This is a genomic window from Paenibacillus massiliensis subsp. panacisoli DSM 21345 (assembly GCF_000426545.1).
GTDB lineage: Bacteria > Bacillota > Bacilli > Paenibacillales > Paenibacillaceae > Paenibacillus > Paenibacillus panacisoli.
The window spans coordinates 163,203-186,947 of sequence record NZ_AUFO01000015.1 but is presented as its reverse complement, the minus strand read 5'-3'; the positions used below and the strand labels follow the sequence as shown (position 1 = coordinate 186,947).

21 protein-coding genes are annotated in these 23,745 nt (G+C 47.7%); 10 read left to right on the top strand and 11 right to left on the bottom strand.

Annotated elements, in window-relative coordinates; translation table 11 throughout:
- Positions 1–57 precede the first annotated feature (57 nt).
- The 5 genes from K331_RS0113390 (at position 58) to K331_RS0113370 (ending at position 4,776) form a co-directional block, all read left to right on the top strand.
- On the top strand, positions 58–339 hold the full coding sequence (locus K331_RS0113390) for a PTS sugar transporter subunit IIB (RefSeq protein ID WP_028590704.1): 282 nt from the start codon (positions 58–60) through the stop codon (positions 337–339).
- Between the two features lie 48 nt (positions 340–387).
- Positions 388–1,764 (top strand): PTS ascorbate transporter subunit IIC, encoded by a 1,377-nt coding sequence (locus tag K331_RS0113385; RefSeq protein ID WP_028590703.1) that lies wholly within the window; start codon positions 388–390, stop codon positions 1,762–1,764.
- Between the two features lie 155 nt (positions 1,765–1,919).
- Positions 1,920–2,810, top strand: coding sequence for a Cof-type HAD-IIB family hydrolase (locus tag K331_RS0113380; RefSeq protein WP_028590702.1), 891 nt, complete (start codon positions 1,920–1,922; stop codon positions 2,808–2,810).
- 146 nt (positions 2,811–2,956) lie between these two features.
- Complete coding sequence (locus K331_RS0113375) at positions 2,957–3,808, top strand: transketolase (RefSeq protein WP_028590701.1); 852 nt, start codon at positions 2,957–2,959, stop codon at positions 3,806–3,808.
- Positions 3,805–4,776: a transketolase family protein gene (locus K331_RS0113370; protein WP_226383593.1), complete on the top strand. Its 972-nt coding sequence runs from the start codon at positions 3,805–3,807 to the stop codon at positions 4,774–4,776. The genes K331_RS0113375 and K331_RS0113370 overlap by 4 nt, the downstream gene beginning before the upstream one ends.
- Before the next feature lie 149 nt (positions 4,777–4,925).
- Here K331_RS0113370 and K331_RS0113365 read toward each other — a convergent pair whose 3' ends face one another.
- The 10 genes from K331_RS0113365 to K331_RS0113315 form a co-directional block, all read right to left on the bottom strand.
- On the bottom strand, positions 4,926–5,990 hold the full coding sequence (locus K331_RS0113365; protein ID WP_028590699.1) for a hypothetical protein: 1,065 nt from the start codon (positions 5,988–5,990) through the stop codon (positions 4,926–4,928).
- Positions 5,991–6,058: 68 nt separating this feature from the next.
- Positions 6,059–7,195, bottom strand: a complete 1,137-nt coding sequence (locus K331_RS0113360; protein WP_051289824.1) for a hypothetical protein — start codon at positions 7,193–7,195, stop codon at positions 6,059–6,061.
- A gap of 351 nt (positions 7,196–7,546) precedes the next feature.
- Positions 7,547–8,206, bottom strand: coding sequence for a hypothetical protein (locus tag K331_RS29510; protein ID WP_051289823.1), 660 nt, complete (start codon positions 8,204–8,206; stop codon positions 7,547–7,549).
- Positions 8,207–8,279: 73 nt separating this feature from the next.
- Positions 8,280–9,968, bottom strand: a complete 1,689-nt coding sequence (locus K331_RS0113345) for a methyl-accepting chemotaxis protein (protein ID WP_028590697.1) — start codon at positions 9,966–9,968, stop codon at positions 8,280–8,282.
- Positions 9,969–10,123: 155 nt separating this feature from the next.
- Positions 10,124–12,055, bottom strand: a complete 1,932-nt coding sequence (locus tag K331_RS0113340) for an FtsX-like permease family protein (RefSeq protein WP_028590696.1) — start codon at positions 12,053–12,055, stop codon at positions 10,124–10,126.
- Complete coding sequence (locus K331_RS0113335) at positions 12,052–12,807, bottom strand: ABC transporter ATP-binding protein (protein WP_028590695.1); 756 nt, start codon at positions 12,805–12,807, stop codon at positions 12,052–12,054. The genes K331_RS0113340 and K331_RS0113335 overlap by 4 nt, the downstream gene beginning before the upstream one ends.
- 96 nt (positions 12,808–12,903) lie before the next feature.
- A complete protein-coding gene (locus K331_RS0113330) occupies positions 12,904–13,908 on the bottom strand; it encodes a sensor histidine kinase (RefSeq protein WP_028590694.1) in 1,005 nt (334 codons plus the stop codon).
- Complete coding sequence (locus tag K331_RS0113325; RefSeq protein ID WP_036634850.1) at positions 13,905–14,594, bottom strand: response regulator transcription factor; 690 nt, start codon at positions 14,592–14,594, stop codon at positions 13,905–13,907. The genes K331_RS0113330 and K331_RS0113325 overlap by 4 nt, the downstream gene beginning before the upstream one ends.
- A 114-nt stretch (positions 14,595–14,708) precedes the next feature.
- Positions 14,709–15,920 (bottom strand): MFS transporter, encoded by a 1,212-nt coding sequence (locus K331_RS29505; protein WP_036634848.1) that lies wholly within the window; start codon positions 15,918–15,920, stop codon positions 14,709–14,711.
- Between the two features lie 267 nt (positions 15,921–16,187).
- Positions 16,188–16,787 carry an SAM-dependent methyltransferase gene (locus tag K331_RS0113315; protein ID WP_028590692.1) on the bottom strand — a complete coding sequence of 200 codons (600 nt, stop codon included), beginning with the start codon at positions 16,785–16,787 and terminating at the stop codon, positions 16,188–16,190.
- A gap of 386 nt (positions 16,788–17,173) precedes the next feature.
- Between K331_RS0113315 and K331_RS0113310 the strand changes: the two genes are divergently transcribed.
- The 3 genes from K331_RS0113310 (at position 17,174) to K331_RS0113300 (ending at position 20,325) form a co-directional block, all read left to right on the top strand.
- Positions 17,174–17,644 (top strand): MarR family winged helix-turn-helix transcriptional regulator, encoded by a 471-nt coding sequence (locus K331_RS0113310; RefSeq protein WP_051289822.1) that lies wholly within the window; start codon positions 17,174–17,176, stop codon positions 17,642–17,644.
- A gap of 285 nt (positions 17,645–17,929) precedes the next feature.
- Positions 17,930–19,228, top strand: coding sequence for an MFS transporter (locus K331_RS0113305; protein ID WP_226383592.1), 1,299 nt, complete (start codon positions 17,930–17,932; stop codon positions 19,226–19,228).
- Positions 19,225–20,325, top strand: coding sequence for a saccharopine dehydrogenase family protein (locus K331_RS0113300; protein ID WP_028590689.1), 1,101 nt, complete (start codon positions 19,225–19,227; stop codon positions 20,323–20,325). The genes K331_RS0113305 and K331_RS0113300 overlap by 4 nt, the downstream gene beginning before the upstream one ends.
- Positions 20,326–20,589: 264 nt before the next feature.
- On the opposite strand, the gene K331_RS0113295 is transcribed toward K331_RS0113300, so the two are convergent.
- Positions 20,590–21,942, bottom strand: a complete 1,353-nt coding sequence (locus tag K331_RS0113295; RefSeq protein ID WP_028590688.1) for a sodium-dependent transporter — start codon at positions 21,940–21,942, stop codon at positions 20,590–20,592.
- Positions 21,943–22,131: 189 nt separating this feature from the next.
- On the opposite strand from K331_RS0113295, the gene K331_RS0113290 reads away from it, so the two are divergent.
- Positions 22,132–22,941: an undecaprenyl-diphosphate phosphatase gene (locus K331_RS0113290; RefSeq protein WP_028590687.1), complete on the top strand. Its 810-nt coding sequence runs from the start codon at positions 22,132–22,134 to the stop codon at positions 22,939–22,941.
- Positions 22,942–23,430: 489 nt separating this feature from the next.
- Positions 23,431–23,583, top strand: coding sequence for a DUF1540 domain-containing protein (locus K331_RS31465; protein ID WP_018883887.1), 153 nt, complete (start codon positions 23,431–23,433; stop codon positions 23,581–23,583).
- Positions 23,584–23,745 lie beyond the last annotated feature (162 nt).

Sequence of the window (23,745 nt, the reverse complement as noted above, 5' to 3'; positions counted from 1 at the left end):
CATAAGTGAATGCTGAGAATGCCAAAGTTATCAAAATTAAAAGTTGGAGGAATTATCATGAAAATATTAGCAATCTGCGGTACAGGGTTAGGAAGCAGCTTCATGCTCGAGATGAACGTTCAACAAATCCTGTCGGAGTTTGGTTTAAGTGGTATCGAAGTAGACCATTCCGATCTTAGCTCGGCAACTCCGGATTCAGCGGATCTTTTTATCGCCGCAAAGGATATTGCCACAGGAATGGGGCATTTAGGGGAGGTTATTGTGATTGATAGCATTATAGATATGGACGGTCTTCGCGCGAAGCTTAAGGATGTATTCCAGGAAAAGGGATTGCTTTAATCACGGATGAAAGCTCTACTCTAAGGAAAATAAAAGGGGACAGATATCATGGGCGAAAGAATTCTCAAATTAATGATGGATATTTTGAGCCAGCCAGCCGTCTTGGTTGCGTTAATCTCTTTAGTGGGGCTCATTATTCAGAAGAAGCCAACCAGTGAGATCGTTAAAGGAACAACCAAGACGTTCCTGGGCTTTCTAGTCATTTCCGCAGGGGCTGGAATCATTGTTCAGTCTCTGGATCCATTTGGGAAAATGTTCCAGAGCGCCTTTCACGTAACAGGCGTTGTTCCGAATAACGAGGCCATTGTTGCCATGGCTCTTAATGAATTTGGCAGTGTCACCGCCTTTATTATGTTTTTTGGCATGATAGCGAATATCTTGATTGCCCGCTTTACAAAGTTAAAATATATCTTCTTAACGGGTCATCATACCTTATACATGGCTTGTATGCTTGCTGTTATTCTAGTTGTCTCAGGTCTAAAAGGAGCCCCGCTGATTGTTGTCGGTTCCCTTGCTTTAGGTCTAATCATGGCGGTTTTTCCGGCCATTTGCCAACCCATCATGCGGAAAATTACGGGTAACGACAGCGTAGGATTCGGGCACTTTTCCAGCTTAGGTTACGTTGCTTCTGGACTTATAGGGAAGCTTGTCGGGAAAGGCTCCCGTTCAACAGAGGAGATTAATTTTCCTAAAGGGTTGGGATTCTTGCGTGATAGTTCTGTGACCATCTCGTTAACGATGGTAGTACTGTATGTCATCATTGCTCTCTTTGCCGGCCCATCCTATGTTGAGACAGAACTTAGCGGCGGTACTCATTACCTTGTGTTCTCCGTTATTCAGGGCGTTACCTTTGCGGCAGGGGTATTCGTCATCCTTTCTGGGGTTCGGCTTGTATTAGCTGAAATTGTACCCGCTTTCAAGGGGATTTCTACCAAGCTTGTTCCCAACTCCAAGCCTGCTCTCGATTGTCCGGTTGTTTTTCCATATGCGCCAAATGCGGTGTTAATTGGATTCTTCAGCAGCTTCCTTGGCGGGATCGTGGGAATGGTGATTCTTGCCGCTACAGGGTCCGTTATCATCTTGCCAGGTGTAGTTCCCCATTTCTTTACGGGTGCGACAGCCGGGGTATTCGGTAATGCAACAGGCGGTGTTCGCGGCGCTACCCTGGGATCTTTTGTGAATGGATTGTTAATTACCTTCCTGCCTGTATTCTTAATGCCAGTTCTCGGCAACCTCGGTTTTGCAAGTACAACGTTCTCTGATGCCGACTTTGCGGCTTCCGGAATTCTTCTTGGAAATATCGCCAAATCGTTCGGAGCTACAGGTGTTACCGTAACGGTTGTTGGACTGGTACTATTGGCAGTCGTATTCGGTTTCTTCAAGAAAAACAAAGCAAACCATGATTCGCTGGCCAATGAAGCTTAATGATTAGGCTCACCGGGGGTGTTTCGGCTCAGGCTGAAGCAGCCCCTTTATTTTTAAAGAAGGCCCTCAATTTCGCTTCGTCAAATTCGAGGCTTCCATAACATCATCCGGCCATAGGCCTGCACCATGTTATGGAAGGATAGAAAGGTGAGAACATGCCTTATCAAATTATTGTATTAGATATGGATGGCACTTTGCTTGATGAGTATAGCCGTGTAAGTGATAGGCTAAAAAAATATTTTATGGAACTGAGAGCAAGTGGAAAATTTATTTTTATTGCAACGAGAAGGACTTTGAAAGAAGTCAGAGACGTCTGGCCCCATGATTTAGAAGTAGATGGTCTGGTTACTGCCAATGGGATGTCCGTCTTCGTTGGTCAGGAACAGATTGTCGAACATACGCTTCTTCCTGCACTTGTGTCGGAATTGGTGGAGAAGGCAAGGAGTAAGGGCATCTATTATGAAGTTCATCCGAATGAAGGAACGAGCTTCGCTCTCAAGCAAGATAAAGCTTATATATGCGAGCGTATAACAGACCCTAAACCGGATACAGTCGAAGAAAATGAATGGCTGTCGAGGAAAATGTCCGTAAAAGAGGGGTTGGATTGGCTAGATGGCTTACATGCACTAAATATTTTGAAAGTATATTTTTTCAGTAAGAATGCGGAGCTCATTAACGAATGGAAAATGGAGCTGGACAATTTAAAGAAACAAATCGCATTTACCAGTACTTCCTCCTCGGAGCATAGCGTAGAAGTAGCGGTGGCTAATGTCTCAAAAGCAACCGGCATTGAGCATTTACTCGACAAATTTGGATTGTCTAAAGACAGCATCATGGCAGTAGGGGATGGGGAAAATGATCTTCCTATGTTTAAGTTGGCCTCCTATGCTGTTGCCATGACAAACGCCTCTGATTTTGTCAAACAACATGCGGATGCAATAACGGATTATTCCTATAAAGAAGACGGATTATATCACTTTTTGCAGAAAACTTTTGAACCGTCCGGAAAAGATCTATTCCAGAAACAGGATTTTGTCCAAAACTAGCTTTAGCACAACTTTGTTATTCGCTCTGAACATCGTTTGTTCCCAATCACTCGTCATGTTGAAAGCGATTTAATATATGATTGCTTCAGGAAGTACTTCCAGTTTTGTTGACAGTATCGCGGGTATACAAAAGGGAGGAAATTATAATGAGCTTGGATTTGCAAAAATTAGAATTATTTCGTGATGAGGTCCGTTTAAAAACATTAAAAGAGCTGCATCACCTTGGTTTTGGCCATTACGGCGGCAGCTTGTCCATTGTTGAGGCCCTGGCTGTATTATATGGCGAAGTGATGAAGCTGGACCCAGCCAACCCGAAATGGGAGGATCGTGATTATTTCATTCTCTCCAAAGGCCATGGCGGACCGGGGCTTTATGCCACTTTGGCGGCTAAAGGCTACTTTCCCGAAGAGGTTCTGTATACGTTAAATCAAAATGGCACGAAGCTCCCTTCACATCCCGACAAAAATTTAACACCTGGCGTTGATATGACAACAGGATCTCTAGGCCAAGGAATTTCGGCGGCTGTTGGGGTAGCTCTTTCTCATAAACTATCAAATAAGGACAATTACACCTATTGTATTGTGGGTGATGGCGAATTAAACGAAGGGCAGTGCTGGGAGGCATTCCAATTCGCGGCACATCATAAGCTGAATCGCCTCTTTGTATTTGTGGATGACAATAAGAAGCAGTTGGACGGCTTGACGAAGGATATTATTGATCCGCTGGATTTTGAGGAGAAGTTTAATGCCTTTGGTTTTTACACTATAAAGGTGGACGGCAGTTCATTGCAGGAAATCTATGAAGCTATTGAAAAAGGAAAAGCGCACAAGGATAAGCCCATTGCGATTATATTAGATACGGTCAAAGGGCAAGGCGTTCCTTATCTAGAAGAAAAGGCCGATAACCATCATATTCGTCCCAGTGAAGCAGATGAAGCCGCTATTTTAAGTGCAATTGCGGAATTGGAAACTAAACTTGGAAAGGCTGTGGAGTCATGATGAACGCAAGTGCCAAAAACTATGAAATAGAGAACGTGGAAATGCGTCAAATGTATGCCAATACGCTATTGGAGCTGGCCAAGGCAAATCCCAATGTTATCGGCTTGGAAGCTGATTTAATGAGCGCGATCTCCACGAATAAAATTATCAAAGAGATTCCGGAGCAAATCATCAATACCGGGATTATGGAAGCGAATATGATGGGGGTTGCAGCCGGCCTGTCGCTTACAGGAAGAATCCCCTACGTTCATACATTCGGCCAGTTCGCTACCCGCCGCACGTTTGACCAGCTGTTCATTTCAGGCGGTTATGCAAAAACGAATATCAAAATATTAGGATCTGATGCCGGAGTAACAGCTGAGCATAACGGCGGTACACATATGGCCTTCGAAGATCTCGGCCTTGTCCGTCTGATTCCCGGTGCTCATGTATATGAAGTGAGCGATTCCACCATGCTTCGTTACTTGCTTCGCAAAATCGAAAAAGAGCACGGTATTCATTACATCCGAACGATCCGCAAAAATGCAGTAAAGCTGTATCCTGAAAACGAGGTCTTTGAAGCAGGGAAAGGCAAGGTTCTGCGTGAAGGAGGCGATGTCACCATTATTGCAAGCGGTATTATGGTGGCGGAATCCTTGAAAGCGGCAGACCTGCTGCAAGAACAAGGAATCGAAGCAACTGTAATCGATATGTTCTCCATCAAACCAATCGATAAAGATTTAATTGTGAAGTACGCCGAAAAAACAAAAGCGGTCGTTACGGCGGAAAACCATAACGTTATTGGCGGTCTGGGAAGTGCAGTGGCCGAGGTTCTAAGCGAACATTGCCCTACCCGAATGCGGCGAATCGGGGTCCATGAACAATTTGGTCAGGTCGGTAAGCTTGAATACCTGAAACAGTTCTATAAGCTGACAATAAAAGATATTGTAAGTACAGCGGAGGAAGTTGTTTCGCTTAAAAATAGCTGATCGTCAGCTTATCCGTGAGATACACTTTTGGTTTGGGGTTGTCCCCAAAGGTCATTAACTTGGCCTTAGGGACAGTCCCTTTCGCATTATTAGGTCATTCAGAGGTCGGACCTTGTATCACAAGCGAAGCTGTAGAGTTGGAACCTCAGTCAATTCAGACTTACGGCAGCAATCTGTGCCTTGCCCTCGCCTGAAGGAGTTAATAAGAACAATTGGCTGTTATTGTATCCGATGGGCTGGCTTTTCATCGTATTAGCATTTGCCGTCGATTGAGCTTCTTTTACAAGTGTGGCCTCTTTATTATACATAGCGAAGGTTGTAGGGTTATCCGAATCCGACAAGATAAGCCTGGATTGAATATAACTTGTTCTCCAGTTCGCTTCCGAATTGTTAAAGCTGCGTGTAAGCTTGACGACAGGAGCACCAGTCTTCACATCATATCGTGCGAACACCGTATATTTCTGTCCCGGATTGATTCCCATGGGAAAGCCCTGAATACTTGATGTATACATCACAAGCTCCTTGCCTTCCAAGGCAAAATTAGAACTTACATTCCAGTCCGCAGCTACGGTGATTTTCTTCTTCGTTGCAACATCTATGATTCGATACAAGTCCTGTGACTGTGTACTATTGTCTCCATTTAATTTAACGACTACATACGGAAATTGAGCTTGGATATCCTTCACAATAGTAAGCTCATATTCTTTATCACCAGATACTGCAATAGGAATAGAGGAAGACGCCTTCTTCCAGGGAGATTGATACAGCAAAATCCGATCGCTGGATGACACAATCAATCTTTCCTTACCTCCGCTGCTGGCCGGAGACCAGCATATATCCTGAATTCCGTTAAGCTTGATATTCGGAAAAGACTGCTGCGACAGAAGTGTGCCATTTGGGGATAGGACAATCTTTTTAGGTAGATTATTGTCCGCTGTTATGACCACGATTTTGACAGGATTGCTCAACACATAATAATCGTAAATGGGTGTATATGTCTTGCTCCACAATGCTTCCTGAGTATTTAAGTCAACCACCCGCAGGGTGTTGTTCAAATGATCAACCAGCAGGGTAGACTGATCTGTAAGCGGGTAGGCCTGCGTAGTGTTATTAATTACATCAATTGGAATAAAGGTCTGTTTTGGTGCCGCACTTGCCGAAGCACAGGTTGAAAATACAATCAAAAATATAAGGATCATACCCATTTTTTTCATAAATACTGCCCCCTTATTCAAGGATAGAGGCCAGAGTTCTCTGGCCTCCCTTTAATTCTTTTTGCCTATCAATATATTTTTATAGACTCTTTGGTGCCTGATTTTATGTAATCTAAGGTGCCACCGTGATTCCAGGTTTCTGTTTTTAAACCACTAATTTCACTCGGGTATTTAGTTAGCGATCCATTGTTGTACATAAACTTCATATTATTCCACACCGCATATGTTTTGAATGGAACTCTAAATTTCTGCTTGTTATTAGTAACACCATTCATGGCAATAGTTGTTAATCTTTTGACAGATAGCCCCTTTGGTGATGTGCTTTTAAAATTGATCAGATAAATCTGTGAGCCTAGTATATATCTTACACTTAAATATGATTCATCGTATTTATAATAGACTTTGTAGTAACTAACACTGGCACCACCACTGTACCGATGAGCTGAGTCATAGTAATAAGTTACCGAATTGCCATTACCGTTGTCATCACCACTGCCAACCTCATGTGTTGCCTTTGCATGAAAAACCGGATACCAACCGGCGGGCATATTTAATCCAGTTTGTCTAGTCGTAGTCAATCCCACTTCAGCTATACCTGGATCAATTCCAGTATATAAATATGCAGCCTCTGTAGGTGATGTCAATGCTGCGTTGATATCATAATCCGGTAATGTGATGGAATCAGCTACCACGCCAGTATATGAATTAGCTAAAGAATTGCTGGATGGTGTCTGAATTCTGTGAAACGCCCCAGTTTCTGCCCCTGCTGGTGGAGTTGACGGGTTTGAAATAATGGATTGTAACCCGATTGTCTCATCTTCCTGAACGATATCGCCCGAATATACATCATTATTTACGTCATTACTGACAAATACTGATTCTTTGATAAAGCGGTCAGTTACGGCTCTAGCTTGCGAGTTCTCGGCTGTAACAAGGGCACCCTCCTCATTAAAATTTAATTCTACAATCTCGGCTGCTTCTAACATATCAATTGTACTCTGAAGTTTACTGATTGCTGATACGTTATTTTTTGATGTACTATTCGTTGCTAATTGAATTTCATCCTGAATAATACTCTTGCGATATTGATCAAATTTATTGGTGTCAGGAAGAGATTCTGCATAAGATGGTGAAACTGACGCAGCCAACAAAACAGCACTAGATGCTACTATACTTAGTATGGTTTTTATTTTACTAAAAGCCAAGCGAACCACTCTCCTAATTCAATTTAGAGGCTCGGCTGATGTCTCTTGTTTTCAGTACAATACCAATATAAGGTAATAAAACGTTAGATATATCACACCAAGTTATTCAAATCTACTACGTTATCTTCAACATTATCGCGCCCTTTTCTCCTTTTTTTGGCATTTCCATACATATTGAAACTTGAAACAAATTATCCGATACAAAGCTCACAATATCAAACATACGTAGCACGTATCCTTTCATAGATGTAAACCGAATCCGACGCTATCATGCTATTACGTGCAATTTGGGCTCCCACAGAAAAAGAACCCTGCTCCTGAAATTAAGGAATAGGGTCCAGCTCATAGTATTCAGTCACCTATACGCTTCCTTCGTACATAGTAGAGTCTTACCCCAGCCAGAAGTGCTGCGATAACGGTGGAAATAATGAGCGCCACAACCAGCTTGCCGCTAGAGGACGATGTCTCCTGTTGTTCCTGTCCAGCCTCCGTATTCGGTCCATCTCGCTGAGCTGACGCCCCAGGCGCCGCCTCCAATTGGACTGACACCCCCGTCTGAGCCGGCAAATACCCGTTACCCAATTTGGCAAGCTCCTCACCCGCCTCAGCTACCGGCTTCGTTCCCTCGCAGAGTCCCGTCTTCAGGTCATTAGGATCTCCATAGGCAAATACCAGATATTCCTCATTCACCCGGAAGTCCTCATAGCCGCAGCTTGCCCCAGACATAGCTGTACGTATGCTTAGTTCCCCACGAGGCTCCCCTTTCCATAGCTGCTTCACTGTAAAAGTAACCTTCACAGGGTCTTCGCTGGACATAATCTTCTGCAGGACAGGCTCCTTGATACTGGTTACCGTCCCTTGAAATACAGCCGTCTTTCGCTCCAGTCTCTCCTCCACCGGACCCGGCTCTACACAAGAACACGCATATGCAGGGGCAGGAGCCATAGTCCAAGTTCCCGTAAGCAGCAACGCCAAGATACAAATTCCCAACCACACAGCCTTCGGTCTCATATCCTCACCTCAGCCCTTGGACGTATGACCATGGGGGATTGTTGCAGCCTTCAGGAATTTATTTACACCAGCTCTAGATTCTGAATTGACTCAACGAGGTATGCAGCTCATCAGAAACCTCCGACAGATCATCTGAAGAGGTCTTTACCTGTTCAATCGAATCCAGCTGCATGGCTGCCGAGCTCGCGGTCTGCTGTGCGTTCAGGCTGGCCTGCACAGCGTGGTGGCTGATCTCATGCACCGAAGCTGTAATCTCTTCTACTCCTGCCGACATTTCCTCCGTAGTGGCCACCATATCCTCCAGCTCCCCGGCGATCTGGGTATTCATCTCCAGAATATGCCCGAAATGACGTTCTGTCTCTGTCGTTAACCGCAGTCCTTCCTCGACCTCGCGGATTACATGTGACATGGAGGCTGTTGATTGGCTCATCTCAAGCTCCATGGCGCTAACCAGCTTCTCAATGGTGGTGGAGGAATCCGCCGATTGCTGAGCCAGCTTACGCACCTCCTCGGATACGACAGAGAAGCCCTTCCCATGCTCTCCTGCTCTGGCCGCTTCGATGGATGCATTCAGCGCAAGCAGATTGGTCTGGCGCGCAATGTCCTGAATAGCCCCTACCATATGATGAATCTGGTGCGACTTCTGCTCCAGCAGGCTAATGACCTGCTCTGTCTCTTGGGCAGAGGTATGGATCGCGGACATCTGTCTGACGGATAATTGTACGGTCTCGCCACCAATCAATGCCTGGCTCCGCGAAGAAGCTGCCGAACTGGAGATGTAAGTTGCACGCTCAGCAATACGCTGCACACCTGCAGACAGCTCCTCCATTGCCTTCAGATTCTCTGCAGTGCTCTTGGTCTGACTATCCGCCCCATCGGCAACCTGCGTTGCAGTAGAAGCAATGTGCTGTGACTCCTTACGGGTCTGCTCGGCGATCTGCTGCAGCATTCCTGTTGATGCTTTGACCTTATGAGCTGCCTGCAATCCTCGGCTAATAATCTCCTGCAGGTTCAGTCTCATCTCATTGTAGCCGCCAGCCAGTTGACCAATCTCATCTTGCACCGGATCTGTAACCGATTGTGTAAAATCACCGGTACCTGCCTGCCTAATCGCAGCCGATACGCGCTGAATCCGGCGACTGACCCGTCGTATATACCATAAGATCAGCACCAGAGTAATTGTCATCGCCAGCAGACCCACAATAAGAAAGGTACGTAAGAATGAGGCCATAATAACATCCATCAACGATTGGGAGGCACCGACATAGAGAATGCCGATAGTCTCTCCAGCCGCATTCCGGATCGGCTCGTAAGCTGTCTGATACGTCTGACCGACCACCACCGCCTGCCCATAATAGCTTTGTCCCTGCTTCAATACAGTGTCTGCTACCGCTTCGGATACCTTGGTTCCGACCGCCCGTTCCCCGTCGATCATGACATTGGTAGCTACACGCTCATCTCCCCGAAAGATTGTCGCGGTATCCCCAGAGGCTTCACCAATCTCATCCACCAATTCAAAGTTACCGTCCATCAAGGTCGTTCCTTTATATAGCTGGCCGTTACGCACCTCCCAGTCGCCTGGAATCTTGTATTGAATTAAGCGTTCTGTCATGTCCAGATCCCGCTTGGCCTTCTCCGTAGCGAACGCAGCTATGCCTCGTTTCATCTCAAAAGCCACACTGATTCCTATGGCTACCGAATAGGCGAGAATGATGCCGATCAGGATCATACTTATTTTTGTGCCAATGCTCATGCTTCTCATGTCGTGAGCCACCCTTTTTCCGATAATTGTTAATATAGACCTAAATGAATTTCACGAAGATGCATATAACAATCAATGTATCGGTAAAATAATCCTGGCTTTTTATACGTTCGCAATGACATTAGTCACATTTTTCCGACAAATTTCAACTTTATTTATAGAGAGGTATGAATAACTTGCTTGAAATAACGTATAGACAGCACACCGAATAATGAATACAGCAAGGTATAGACACTCATCACAAGCAGCATCGGGGTAACTAGTTCTGTACCGAAAAAGAACCATCCCGACTTCACCGCAAAATAACTATGGCTCAGTCCGATCAACAATGGAATACCGAAATTGAGGCACTGCTTGAGTCGAATGCCCCGCATTAGATCGCTCTCCGTGAAGCCAATCTTGCGTAGAATCGTATAGCTGCCCCGCTCCTCCTCCGCTTCGTCCATCTGCTTGAAGTAGAGAATACACCCGGACGTCAGCAGGAAGATCAGCCCCAGGAACCCGACAATGAACATAATCAGCCCCATTTGGGCACGCCCGTTCAGCATAAGCTGCTGTTGAGATACACTGGGAGGCTCATGTTGCTGACGGGTATAGATCTCGTAAGCCTCCGTCTGCTCAGAGGATACCGATATACGAACACCATAGTAGGTGGATGGCTCCTGCAGCATGGACGAGCTGTGCTTCGCGATGTTCTGAAATGTAGCATCCGATACCACGGCGACGGGGACCAATCGACTGTAATAGCCCGGTAAAATAGAAGTCTCATCAAGGCCGACAAGCTGCAGCTTTGCCACACCTTCTCGCAGATCGAACGTTACCTGCCCGGTCTCGTGCAGCGGGACCTGTCTTCGAGCAATACTTCCATAGCCCATGAACAATACCTCATCAGGGCCTAAGGTTACTCCCTCCACAGTGCTATCACTCACAACCCGCAGCTCTAGCTGGGACCATCGCTGATCTGGAGTAGCTTCCATTGAGATCACCTCCAAGACATTCGCCGTGACCGCTACACTTGGTCGCTCAACCCCTGTATAGTGGATTCTCTGCCCCGTCAAAGCGGCGGTGAACCGTTCCTTGGATGATGCATCAACGAAAGAGAAATCATCAGGGCTATTTTCTCTCGCCACTGCTGCGGCCGAGTAATAGGAAATATAACTGAGGGACAGCAGACCGATTGCAAGTGCCGATACCGTCGTAATAATCGTGAGGAGCAGTGCATTGGACTTCATACGGAACATCAGAGACGATAAAGACAGCACTTCCTGAATGTTCAGATATCCCTGCTTGCTTCGCCTAATATAGTAAAAGGCCAGACTAACCGAGCCTTTATAGATCATATATGTGCCTACAATCACAGAACCCAGAATCCACAGCATCATCCACATTAGTTGCATGGCATTGGATGGGTCCTTCTCAAACATCCCTGCCGACATGTAATATCCAAGCATGATGAATCCGATTCCGAGGAAGCCAATGACTATTTCCCAGCGGGATAAGTGACCTGCACGCTGCTGCGGGCGTGAGTTTGCACCGAAGAGAGACAGGATGCTTTGTGCCCTTATGAAGCCGTAGTTCATAATCATAATCAGCAGATACAGCGTGGCAAACACAAGAATGGTCTGCAGTAACGCATCCGTCGAGAAGCGAAGCGCCGCTTCCTGCTGCAATCCCATCACCTTCAGCAGGACCATCAGCAGCAGCCGAGAGACGGTAAACCCCGCTCCAATACCACATATCAGCGAGCCAAAATAAAGCAGTAGATTCTCCGCGCTTAATATCCCGAAAATCCGCCCCTTCGTTAGACCGATCAATTGAAGAAGGCCGATCTCCTTGCTACGCCGCTTAATGAACATTGTATTAGCGTAGAGCAGGAAAATTGCTACGATCACTACGAGCATTACCGAGGCGGCTCCAAGTGCCGCCGAACCTTTAATTGAATCCTTCATCTCATTCAGCGAGGGATCATATTGCAAGGTCACGAAGGAGAAATACAGGGCCGAACTGAAGATGAGCGCAATCACATACAGGTAATGATTCGTGAGATTTTTCCGCAAATTTCTAACTATTAGATAGCTCAAGGTCATGAACGGACACCGCCCAGTACCCCCTGCGTGGTCATAATGTCATGGAAAAAATCCTGTCTCGATTGATCCCCCTGGTATAGCTGGGTGTAGATCTGCCCGTCCCGAATGAACACAACGCGGCTACAAAAGCTGGCTGCGACAGGATCATGAGTCACCATCACAATCGTGGCTTGCTCGCTGACATTCAGCTCTGCCAGCTTGTTCAGCAAGTCCGAGGCGGACTTGGAATCAAGCGCGCCCGTTGGCTCATCAGCGAAAATAATACTTGGCCTGTGCACGAAGGCCCTAGCTGCCGAGGTGCGTTGCTTCTGTCCACCAGAGATTTCAGATGGGTACTTGTCCCGGAGTTCATAGATGCCGAGCTCCCTGGCAATCGCCTCGAACCTCGTGTGTGCCTCCTGCTTCGAAAGCTTGGTGATGGAGAGAGGTAGCAGCACATTTTCCTTCACGGTGAGTGTATCCAGCAGGTTATATTCCTGAAATACAAACCCCAGGTGATGCTTGCGGAATTCCGCAAGCTGTCGTTCCTTCATGGCAGTGAACTCTTGCCCCTCGATCACAATGCTGCCCTCGCTGGGCTTGTCGATGGAGGAGAGCACATTCAACAGTGTCGTCTTTCCAGAGCCGGAGGCCCCCATGATCCCGACGAACTCTCCTTTCTCGATTCGCAAATCAATCCCTTTGAGCACCTCTTGGTGGTTCCACTTGTTGCCGTATACTTTAGATATATTATGCGCTTCCAGTATCAACACTTCATATCAACTCCTTCTAACCCTCATCATACGGGTGATGCACCCCCACTGTCGCTCGTTTCGCCGAACAAAAAGAAGAAGCATGTGACATTGTTGTCACACGCCAGATATATCCATCATGCTATTGCGCATGGGAAAAGTCAGTACGCACAAGGTGCCTTCTTCCAGTGTCGATGTGACCTCCAACTGAATGTGCAGCAGATCGGTCACCTGCTTGGTCAAGTACAGCCCCATTCCCGACGCATCACCCTGCTGGCGGTTACGTGAGGAGGTGAAGCCCTTCTCGAAAATGCGCGGCAAATCACGAGCCTCTATTCCCCGCCCGGCATCCTGAATCATGAGCTGGACATGCCCAGCGCGCTCGTAACTGCGGATGAGAATGTCTGATGACTCGCTGTATTTCACTGCATTCGTAAGGAGCTGCCGCAATACGAAGCTGAGCCATTTAGGGTCTGTCAGCACTTGCCTAGCAGCCAGCTCCAGTTCAAAGCCGATGCCCTTGAACATGCACCACGATTGCAGAGCGCGAATTTCTGTATTTAATATAGGCTCTAGTAGCGTCTCGGTAATCATCAGATCATTCTCCATGGTCAATATCCGCTTCTGATGCAACTGTTGATCGAGCAGATGATGGATTCGCTGCCATTCATGAGACAGCCCCTTTCTCAGCTCCGGGTCTCCAACACGATCCAGCATGAGTCGCATGGTACTTAGCGGTGTCTTGACCTCATGAATCCACGATAACAACTCATCCTTCTCCTGCTCCAGCTGTCGAATACGCGTAGCAGCCTCGGTCTGGTACCGTACAGCCTGACTGGTTAATGCCTCGTACACTATAGATTCGAACGGGCGGTCAGCGAGCTCCAGGTCGTTCAGATCATTGATATGATCCCACTGCTCTAGACTACGGTAAAAACGAGTCTCCTTGTGGTATCTTACTGCCATAAAAGCTATACAGATGAGTCCATTCAGCACAACAATATATAGTATAGGCAGCAGCGGGATACTCACATCCACGAATGCAACGAATATCGTTAGTCCCTGCAGAGCCAAAATGAGCAGTAGCCAGCTTCGTTTCTCTCTCACATATCTTCGGATCATATGCAATCCTCATCCGTGGCGATATAACCTTGGCCAACCTTTGTCTCGACATAACCGTCCAGACCTAGTGGCACCAGCTTCCTTCGCAGGCGGTTCACATTCACCGTTAAGGTATTGTCGCTGACGAATTGCTCATGGTCCCACAGGGCGCGGATGAGTTCCTCCCGTTCGACGATCTGGTTCTTACAATGAATCAGTAGCTTGAGGATTAACATCTCATTCTTCGTCAGCTGCACGCTTCCTCTTGCGCAAGTGAGCGTATTTTTACCGTACTCAATCGTAGCTCCCCGCCATACTCGCAGCTCCGCTTGTTGTGTACTGTAATTATAGACACGCCGTAGGATTGCCTGGATCTTGGCAATCAGCACATCAAAATGAAAAGGCTTCTGGACATAGTCGTCCCCGCCTAGCTGCATAGACATGACCATGTCCATAGGATGATCCCGTGAGGACAGGAAGAGAATCGGCACATTCGAGTGTGAGCGTAGCATCCTGCACCAATGGAACCCGTCATAGCGCGGAAGCTGAATATCCATAATGACCAGATCAGGCTTCAATGCCGCGAACTCCTCCAGCACACGGTCATAATCCTGAATCCCGTGCACCTCGTAGGACCACTGGGATAACCGGTTTCTTATCTCTGTGAACAAGGATACATCATCCTCAATCAGCATAATCTTGAACAAGCAGATCACCACTTTTCTTTACTGGCAATATCCATCGCTATCGAATCCTCTACTCCATTATACATGGGCGCACACAGGATTCGATGGATGCTATTCAAGATTATTGCTTAACCTCTAGCCTTTCGAGCTACTGCCCCATGTGCGCATCCCCTTTCCACTCATCATCGGAAGTAACCACAACGCTGCCACTAGGAATAGAAGGCTTGCCGCAGCGAACACACCCATTAATGAGAAGCTAACCTTCAGCAGCCCTGATATGGACATTCCAATGACGGTCAGCCCCGTGAACACTGGCATTAGCGTACCACCCACTCTTCCCACGAAGCCTGCTTCGGTATTGCGCAGCAGGAGCGTGTTGATCCCGATATGGATGCATGGGAAGCCAAGGCCATTCAACATCTGCAATACGATCGTAAGTGGAACACTATGAGACCAGCCGGTCCCCAGCGTACCGATCGTACTGAACAAGAGGCCTACAGCGAGTAGCGTCTGTGGTCTGATCTTGCCGGACATTCCCATTAACCAAGCTCCCCCGAGCAGCATCGCCGCTCCATTCGCCATCATGAACCATTTCAGAGAAGACTTATCCAGCCCCAAATTCTCCATCACCACAAAGATAGACAATGGCTGAACCAGTCCAGAGGCCAAGCCTGTGAAGGCAAATACTACCCCGAGCGTCCGCAGGACAGAGCTGGACCATACGTACCGAAGCCCTGCCTTCAGCTCATAAATGAACGAATCATAGCGGGCAGCGGCACGCCCTGTGGTGTCCTTGGGCAGTTGTGCCAGAATCAGTGCTGAGCTGAACAGCAGGCCACCCATCAGCAGCATGGAGACAACAATTCCGTATTGCTGATATACGAAGGTACCTACGACAGGACCAATGACCATGAATATTGCAGTTAGCGATTGAAACATCGCCATGACTCCTTGTAGCTGATCTTCGGGAACATGCTGCTTGAACAGCTTCATCGCGGATGGCTGGGAGAATTGAGACAGAATCGCAGACACAAGCGTTGCCAGCAGCAAGCCGTACCATGATCCTGTTCCCAGTGTCAGTAGCACCACGAAGGCGGACAGTCCGGATAACACATCACACCAGATCATCGTCCGCTTCGGTAGCCACCGATCCGCAAAGGTCCCACCAATGACCGCAAATACAAATATAGGTGCATATTCAGCAATGGAAATCACAGATACATAGACAGGATTGTTATTCGTTAGCTCCGTAACATAGAGCAAGATTGCAAAATTCCGTATCCATATCCCCAAGTGCAGACATACACGCGAGAAAATAACCGTAAGCACATACCGGTTCTTCAACACCTGTACCAACCTCTTTCCAGCGAGTACGGCCCGCTATCATGATTTCATCCGGCCGGATGTTACCCTTCGTATTATGAGCACCACCTATTAGTTAGTCAATATATTTTTATAGACAATAATTATATTTATCTATAAATAAACAAACAAATACAACTATTGATTAGGGGAATGATCAAAAAAACAAATCAAAAAGACGACCAAATATACCAACAGGATCTCTGTCGGTATATTTGGTCATCCCTAATGGAGCCGCCACCTATCCATGAATCACTCAACTCTATAGACGTACACCCTTGTTCGCTGGATATCCTTGCAGACAATGACACGCTCTGGCTGCCAGTCAGGTAGGGCAAAGCACACGCTAATGATGGTTGCTCCCGGTAATAGACGCTCATGGAGCAGGCTACTGAGCCGCTGCATAGCGGCAGGATACAGATAACAGACGATCACATCTGTCTGCTCCAGAGGCCATTTATACAGATCGGCCCTCCGAAATACAAGACGCTTCCCAAGTGAGTGACCTCGGCGAGGAAGCAGACCCCGTGATAGCAAGAAGCTAACGACTCCAAGTCGCAGTCTGGCATACACATATGGAACCATTGAATTCTCTACTCCCGTAATCCGCCAGCCCGGACAGGCCCGAGCCAGATAGAAGGTCAATGAGCCCCAACCAGAGCCAGCCTCCAGAAGGGTTCCATATTGGCCCAGGCGTTGCAGCTCCGTGGCCACGACGGCCCGCGACTCGATGGGCGAGGGCATCGGAGAGATTCCGTTACGCCAGCTATACAGCACTATAGATATCAATATCAATAGACAGGCCACTACGAGGCACCCGGTCAGAATTGTCGTGATCAAATCTGCATTCATCTGTACATCCTTTCTTACAACACATATGTACTTCCTCTCTGATACCACATGTGTATTTCCCTTCTACATTCGTGAACAACCCCTTGGAGAGAGCATTTTGTATACATTCCACGAGCGGTGTTCTATCAACAGAAGGTAGTTGAGAAGATATTATTCGTTCATCTGCATATCAGCAAGCTTGGGGGCTTCCACGTATGGCTACGGAACTAACGTATGGTTACGGAACTTTTGTATCCTTCTCGTGAGCGCCTTGGTGCTGATTTTCGAATGGTTATAGAACCATTGTAACCTTCCCGTGGGTGTATTGGGGCTATATTCTGATGTTTCTTTTCCTTGCTCAGAATCTTTGGCTTGATTTTTATAAGTTTAGTAACTAAACTAATTACATGAATACTAACCCATCCGAGCAACATACGCCTGGCACAAGGCAACGATCCGAGCAAGGCTCACGTAATCTGGGACGCCTCATTATGCAGCTTCGCCGTCTGGAGCGACAGCCGCACAGCTTCGGTACAGCAGGAGCCCTGACGCCTAGTGAGATTCACACCATTGATGCCATCGGCCCTAATGGAGACCTGCTCATGAGCGAGCTGGCCAACCGTCTTGGGATTACCAAGGGGGCCGTGACCCAGCTTACGGCAAAATTAGAGAATAAGCTGCTTATCCAGCGTTCCCCTCACCCAACAGATTCAAGAGGGGTATTGGTCTCACTGACGGATAAAGGGAAGGAGGCTTATCTAGCTCATGAAGAGGTGCATATCAACTTCTATGAGCAGCTACGCTTACAGCTAAGCGAACAGGAGATTGAGATTTTCGAGCATTGTATAGAGAAGCTCAATTCATTTTTGGAACGCTAGTATCTTGACCAGATACACCTGTGTAAAGATCCGCTGCAAGCGGGGAGCCCTGTTGGCCACTGTTAAGCTTGCTGTTCTTTGATCTAAGATGAACAGTACTAGAACAGCAAGCTTAAAGGCTGGCACTTCGTTTTTCTAGGGCTTCCCCCTTCCGCTAGCGACTACACTCCCCAGATCATTCAACCTGAAATTCGTTCAGTCAAGGTGCTAGGTTTTCAACTTATTTTCTCCACCATTTAACTTATTTTTTTACCAAAATAGTATAGTTACTAAACAAAATCCGCAATGCTACAGGAGGTTATTAAGTTGCAGCCAGACAATACATCATGCACCATAGCGCGTCCCTCTTCGTATCTCCCCATGATGGCTGCTGTCTGCATAGGAGTATTTATTTCACATTTTACCGCGGGGGTGGTCAACATGGCCTTACCTCATCTAACAGCTGTCTTTCATAGTAATGCGAATACTGTGCAGTGGATTACAACAGGATACCTGCTGGCGATTGCGGCCCTGCTGCCTGTGATGGGCAAGCTTGCTGACCGCTATGGCAGTCGAACCATACATAATCTCGGGTATATCGTGTTCGGCATAAGCTCCATATTGGCCGCCTGTTCCCCCAACCTGACTCTCTTACTAGTGACACGGATCATGCAAGCGGCAGGTGCAGCCATGTTCCAGGCGACCAATATGGCTCTAATCAGCATTCATTTGCCTAACAGCCATAAAGGACGAGCCTTCGGTCTGGTCAGCACCGCAGTAGCCTTAGGAGGAATGGCGGGGCCTGCTGTCGGCGGGTTACTGGTGGAGTGGGTTAACTGGCGCTCACTGTTCATCGTACATATGCCCGCCGCCATTCTGGCTACCTGGCTGGCTTACCGTTATATTCCCGCTGTTAGACCAACGCAAGCACGAAAGGCCTTTGATTATACAGGTGCCGTGCTATTCACCATCTTCATGCTTTTGCTAATCACAAGCCTTACGCAAGGTAGCTCAATCGGGTGGCATCCTCTTGTGATGACCGCTGCAGCTGTTTTCATACTGGGGGCGTTATACCGCTGTGAGCGGCGTCATCCTGATCCGTTCGTTCCGGTGGCAAGTCTGCGCATGCCGGCTATACGTCTGGGGCTGATTGTCAGCTGTGTCTCGTTTATGCTTACGAATGCTGTCGTAACCGCACTGCCGTTCTATCTGCTGCGCAGCTCATTGCCAGCTTCGGCGGCTGGATTGATGTTAAGTGCTTATCCTTTCATGCTCGCTGTGTCAGGACCTCTTGCCGGGTATCTCTCCGATCGACACGGTCCTAGAAAATGGATGCTGATCGGAATAGCGATTACAGCGGCTTGTGTTCTTGTGCTAGTGCTGAAACTGGACGACATGCCGGCTGTAGGAATAAGCTTCATGCTTATTTTGCTAGGACTTGGGATGGGATTAACCGTATCACCCAACAACAGCTTCATTATGAAGCATACGCCAGCAGGGCTGGCAGGCTCTACAGGAAGCATGATCGCACTCTCTCGCAACACCGGTATGGCCGTAGGAGCCGCGATCGGCATCAGCAATATGAATGGAGGATTATTCGGATGAGAGATCAAGTTATTGTAATCGGGGGATATGGACATACGGGGCAGATGATCTGCAGATCACTGGGAGCCGCCTATCCAGGTAAAATACTCGCCGCAGGAAGAAGCCTGGAACGCGCAGAGCAATTCTGTGCTACGACAGATGGGCAAGTGCTGCCATTACAGCTGGACATTCGTAGTGACTGGAACCCGGAGCTCTTCCAGAACGTTAGACTGGTCGTAATGTGTATGGATCAGACCGACACGGCATTTGTTCGTGCTTGTCTAAGCATGGGGATTCATTACGTTGATATTTCAGCCAATGGGGCGTTCCTGTCTCAGGTCGAAGCCCTCCATCCGATTGCTCTATCGCAGGGTGCTACTGCTGTATTGAGCGTTGGACTGGCACCCGGATTGACGAACCTGTTGAGCCGGCATGCCGCTGATCACATGGACGAGACACATGAAGTAGATATATCCGTCATGCTCGGACTGGGTGACTCTCACGGCAAGGCTGCCATTGAATGGACGATTGATAACATGAACACCGAGTACGAGGTCATGGAGCAAGGCGTCCCGACCACCGTCTCCAGCTTCAAGGATGGCAAAGTCATTGATTTCGGCGAGATGCTGGGACGGCACACCGCATACAGATTTAATTTCTCGGACCAGCATATCCTGCCACGTACACTTGCCATCCCGACCGTCTCCACACGATTGTGTCTGGACTCGGCTATCGTCAGCAGACTGCTGGCCTGGCTGCGGGCGGCAGGCGTATTCCGTTTGCTGCGGTTCGGCCCGCTGCGCCAGGCCGCTGTCTATCTATTCAGCAAACTGCACGCAGGTGAGCCTGTATTCGCCGTCAAGGTGGATGCATGGGGAAGGGTAAACAACAAGCCGATGTACATGGAATATATACTGCAGGGTAGCAGCGAGGCCGCCATGACAGCCCGTGTGGCAGCAGCGATCGCAGCCATCCTGTATCGTGTACCTATGCCACAGGGCGTCTATCATAGTGAGCAGCTGTTCCAGCTGCAGGATGCTCTGGGATCCGAGCTGAAGGATGTATCGCTGAGCATTCGGAGAAACGGAGATCCATTCATGATCTCAGGAGCATCGTAGTCTAGTACATTGACCAGATCAAATATGAGTGTAGAGCCGCGGCCACTTCGTTTCTCTAGGGCTTCCCCGCTTTCCGCTAACGACTACGCTCCCATGTCATTCAACCTAATCATATTCGGTCAATGCACGAGTGCTTCGACGCTCTATACTTACACTTGAAGCACAAAAAAAAGGTGCCTCCAGCCATTGGCTTGGAGCACCCCTAATGTTCGTTTCACTCCTATATATTTCACAATATGCACAGCATGCATGACTATGACGCGATTAGAACTTGATGATCCCCGTAGAATGCAGAAGCACCAGCAACACCATGATTGGAGCCACATAACGCAGCATAAACACCCACACACGGAACCATCCGGCTGTCAGGCCAGCAGCTTCACCTGCATTTTTCCAGAAGTAGCCCACGAAGATCGTGGTGATGAAGCCACACACTGGCAACAGAACGTTCGAGGTAATGAAGTCAAGCCAGTCAAAGAAGGCTTTCCCCCCGAAGGTCAGATCCGGGACCATACCGAGAGACAATGCAGCCGGAATACCGAGCAGGAACGCCAGTAAGCAAGTGATAATCACAGACTTATTCCGTGACCAGCCCCAGCGGTCCATCGTGTAGGCAACAGGAACCTCCAGAATGGATACAGCCGATGTAAGTGCAGCTACAGCTAGGAGCACGAAGAACAGACCCCCAAATACAGCTCCGAACGGCATAGCTGAGAATGCGGCTGGCAAGGCAATAAATACGAGTGAAGGGCCCGAGTCTGGCGCGATTCCAAACGAGAACGTTGTCGGGAAGATGATCAAACCAGCTACCAGTGCATACAACAAGTCACCTGCCCCAACAGCCAATGAAGCTGCGCCCAGAGACTGTCTCTTATCGACATAAGCACCGTAAGTAATCAGGATACCCATACCAAGAGATAGCGAGAAAAAGGCATGTCCCAATGCAACTAGCGCCGATTGCGCTGTCAGCTTGGAGAAGTCCGGCTGCAGGAAGAAGGATACTCCTTCCATCCCCCCAGGCAATGTGATGGCACGAATCATCAGGATGATCAGCAGGACGATCATGGCTGGAATGAGGATCTTGTTGAACTTCTCAATCCCTCCCGAGATTCCGCGCACTACTACCCAAGCCGTGATAACGAGTGCTGCAAGCTGGAATCCCAGCGCACCATAGCCTGTGACAAAGCCATTGAACTGGGTGGTAAAGTCTCCCTGTCCGAATAGCTGGCCTGTGAATGCCGCATAAGCGTAATACAGTGTCCAGCCTGTGATAATGACGTAGAATGACAAGATAATAAAAGGCGCTACGACTTGCAGTATTCCCAGACGTCCCCAGATGGGACTTCCACCGACCTTCGTAAAGGAAGAAGCGGCACTACCCCGTCCACTGCGACCAATCGCAAGCTCAGCTAGGAGCACTGGCATCCCTACTAGAAGCAGGCAGACAATAAAAATCAAAAAGAAAGCTGCTCCCCCGTATTGTCCCGTAATATAAGGAAACTTCCACATATTCCCCAATCCTACAGAGCTACCGATGGCAGCCATAATAAAGCCGAAGGACGAGAAGCGTTCCCCCCCTGACGACTGTGTATTCGATGTTCCTTTGCCCAAACTCATAAAATCCCCCTTAATCATCTCTCTGTCGATATTCCTCATATTATATCCCAAGATGTCAGCTAGGTCAGTAAGAAAATGCACCTCTATTATCGCTATATTTTTCTAATCTATACTTTTTTAGTACAATACTTAGATGAGCGGGCAGTAACATAGATGACCCGACCAAAATATAGGAGAGAGGAGCTACTAATGGATTTATTCGAATTGTTAAAGTATGCCTTTCTGGGGCTGCTGCAGGGAGTAACCGAACCAATTCCTGTATCATCGAGTGGGCATCTGATTATTGCTCAACATTTACTAGGCTTACATATTGAAGGGCTGAGCTTTGAGGTACTGGTTAATTTCGCATCCCTGATTGCGGTGTTGATTATCTATCGCCATGATATTGTGAAGATTGCTGGCAACGGTTGGCTATATCTGCGCAAACGAGAGCCTGAGGCTCGCGCGGACTTCATGTTCATCATTTATGTCATCGTCGGAACGCTTCCCATCGTTATATTCCAGCCTCTGTTAGGCGGACTGCTGGATCATTACTCCAAGGACTTGAATGTCATTGGCGTAACACTGCTAATCACAGGGATCGCGTTGTGGCTCATTCGTAATATGCGTGGACGCAAGCAGGATAATGATCTTCGCTACCGTGATGCAATCATTGTGGGCCTGGCACAGTGTGTGGCGCTCTTTCCGGGAATTAGCCGCTCAGGCTCTACGATCGTGGCAGCCATGGGCATGGGAATGAAGCCAGCGACAGCGTTGCGCTATTCCTTCTTCCTGTACATTCCTGTCAGTATTGGAGCAATGCTGCTGGAGGGCCGCAAATTGCTGGCAGACCCGATGCTGGGTCAACTGCTGGTCCCTTATTCACTGGCCTTCATTTGCTCGTTGGTTGCCTCTTATTATGCTCTACGATGGTTCATGGGCATTATGGCCAAGGGCAATCTGCTGGTCTTCTCAATCTACTGTCTGCTGGCAGGACTGGCCGTACTCATTTTCCTATAGGATATATGCATAGAATACACGCAACCATACGTCATACCGTACACTATGCCCTAAAAAGAACCTTAAAAATGCACGAAAGGACGCCAAATTCTCGGCGTCCTTCTTCATATATTACATAACTGCAAATTCGCAAATAAATCATGTAGTGAAGGTATTCCATTTAGTGGAGTTATCCATGTCGTCACAACTGTTACGGAGTCCACAGGTCAAAGAGTTACGAAATTCAAAAATGTTGCCAGCAAAAAATTCGGTAGTTATATCGCTGCCGAATATGGTTAATACCTTTAAAATAGCCCTGCAGCCATGCTCGTGGAGCTTGCCTCATTCATGCAGCAAGCTCTAGATTGCAACTTGCTGTGAATTTTGATATTGTTATATTCAGGTATAGCAAAATCCCCCTTGCCCTACAAGGAGGATCGTTCGGACAGGCTTTGCCTGTACCTAGCTATATTTGCTTGCCTATTACACCACGTAAAGGAGGCGAACATTATGGCAAAAGACGTACTGTGTGAAGTTAACGCCTGCACTTTCTGGGCTGAGAACAACAAATGCAGCGCAAGCTCCATCTACATTGTCAGCCACTCCCCAGAGAAGGCTAAGAACTCTGAGCAGACTGACTGCAAAACCTTCGAAGCTAAATAAGCCTTCAACTCATCTTGTATAAGCCATTTATGTGTTCCATAAGAGGAGCCCCTGCCAGGGTTCCTTTTTTCATTATCCAATAGCCTCAATTCATCTTTTCTCATTGTAGCAAGAATGATAATTATTATCAAGCCCTTTTTCACAGCGGTGAAGCCAAGCAAC

Coding starts and splice junctions, on each gene's coding strand:
- K331_RS0113385 (WP_028590703.1), top strand. CDS start 388: ATGGGCGAAAGAATTCTCAAATTAATGATGGATATTTTGAGCCAGCCA.
- K331_RS0113295 (WP_028590688.1), bottom strand. CDS start 21,942: ATGAGTTTGGGCAAAGGAACATCGAATACACAGTCGTCAGGGGGGGAA.
- K331_RS29510 (WP_051289823.1), bottom strand. CDS start 8,206: ATGAGACCGAAGGCTGTGTGGTTGGGAATTTGTATCTTGGCGTTGCTG.
- K331_RS0113300 (WP_028590689.1), top strand. CDS start 19,225: ATGAGAGATCAAGTTATTGTAATCGGGGGATATGGACATACGGGGCAG.
- K331_RS0113310 (WP_051289822.1), top strand. CDS start 17,174: ATGAATACTAACCCATCCGAGCAACATACGCCTGGCACAAGGCAACGA.
- K331_RS0113330 (WP_028590694.1), bottom strand. CDS start 13,908: ATGATCCGAAGATATGTGAGAGAGAAACGAAGCTGGCTACTGCTCATT.
- K331_RS31465 (WP_018883887.1), top strand. CDS start 23,431: ATGGCAAAAGACGTACTGTGTGAAGTTAACGCCTGCACTTTCTGGGCT.
- K331_RS0113290 (WP_028590687.1), top strand. CDS start 22,132: ATGGATTTATTCGAATTGTTAAAGTATGCCTTTCTGGGGCTGCTGCAG.
- K331_RS0113370 (WP_226383593.1), top strand. CDS start 3,805: ATGATGAACGCAAGTGCCAAAAACTATGAAATAGAGAACGTGGAAATG.
- K331_RS0113345 (WP_028590697.1), bottom strand. CDS start 9,968: ATGAGAAGCATGAGCATTGGCACAAAAATAAGTATGATCCTGATCGGC.
- K331_RS0113375 (WP_028590701.1), top strand. CDS start 2,957: ATGAGCTTGGATTTGCAAAAATTAGAATTATTTCGTGATGAGGTCCGT.
- K331_RS0113340 (WP_028590696.1), bottom strand. CDS start 12,055: ATGACCTTGAGCTATCTAATAGTTAGAAATTTGCGGAAAAATCTCACG.
- K331_RS0113365 (WP_028590699.1), bottom strand. CDS start 5,990: ATGAAAAAAATGGGTATGATCCTTATATTTTTGATTGTATTTTCAACC.
- K331_RS0113305 (WP_226383592.1), top strand. CDS start 17,930: ATGCTACAGGAGGTTATTAAGTTGCAGCCAGACAATACATCATGCACC.
- K331_RS0113380 (WP_028590702.1), top strand. CDS start 1,920: ATGCCTTATCAAATTATTGTATTAGATATGGATGGCACTTTGCTTGAT.
- K331_RS0113315 (WP_028590692.1), bottom strand. CDS start 16,787: ATGAATGCAGATTTGATCACGACAATTCTGACCGGGTGCCTCGTAGTG.
- K331_RS0113390 (WP_028590704.1), top strand. CDS start 58: ATGAAAATATTAGCAATCTGCGGTACAGGGTTAGGAAGCAGCTTCATG.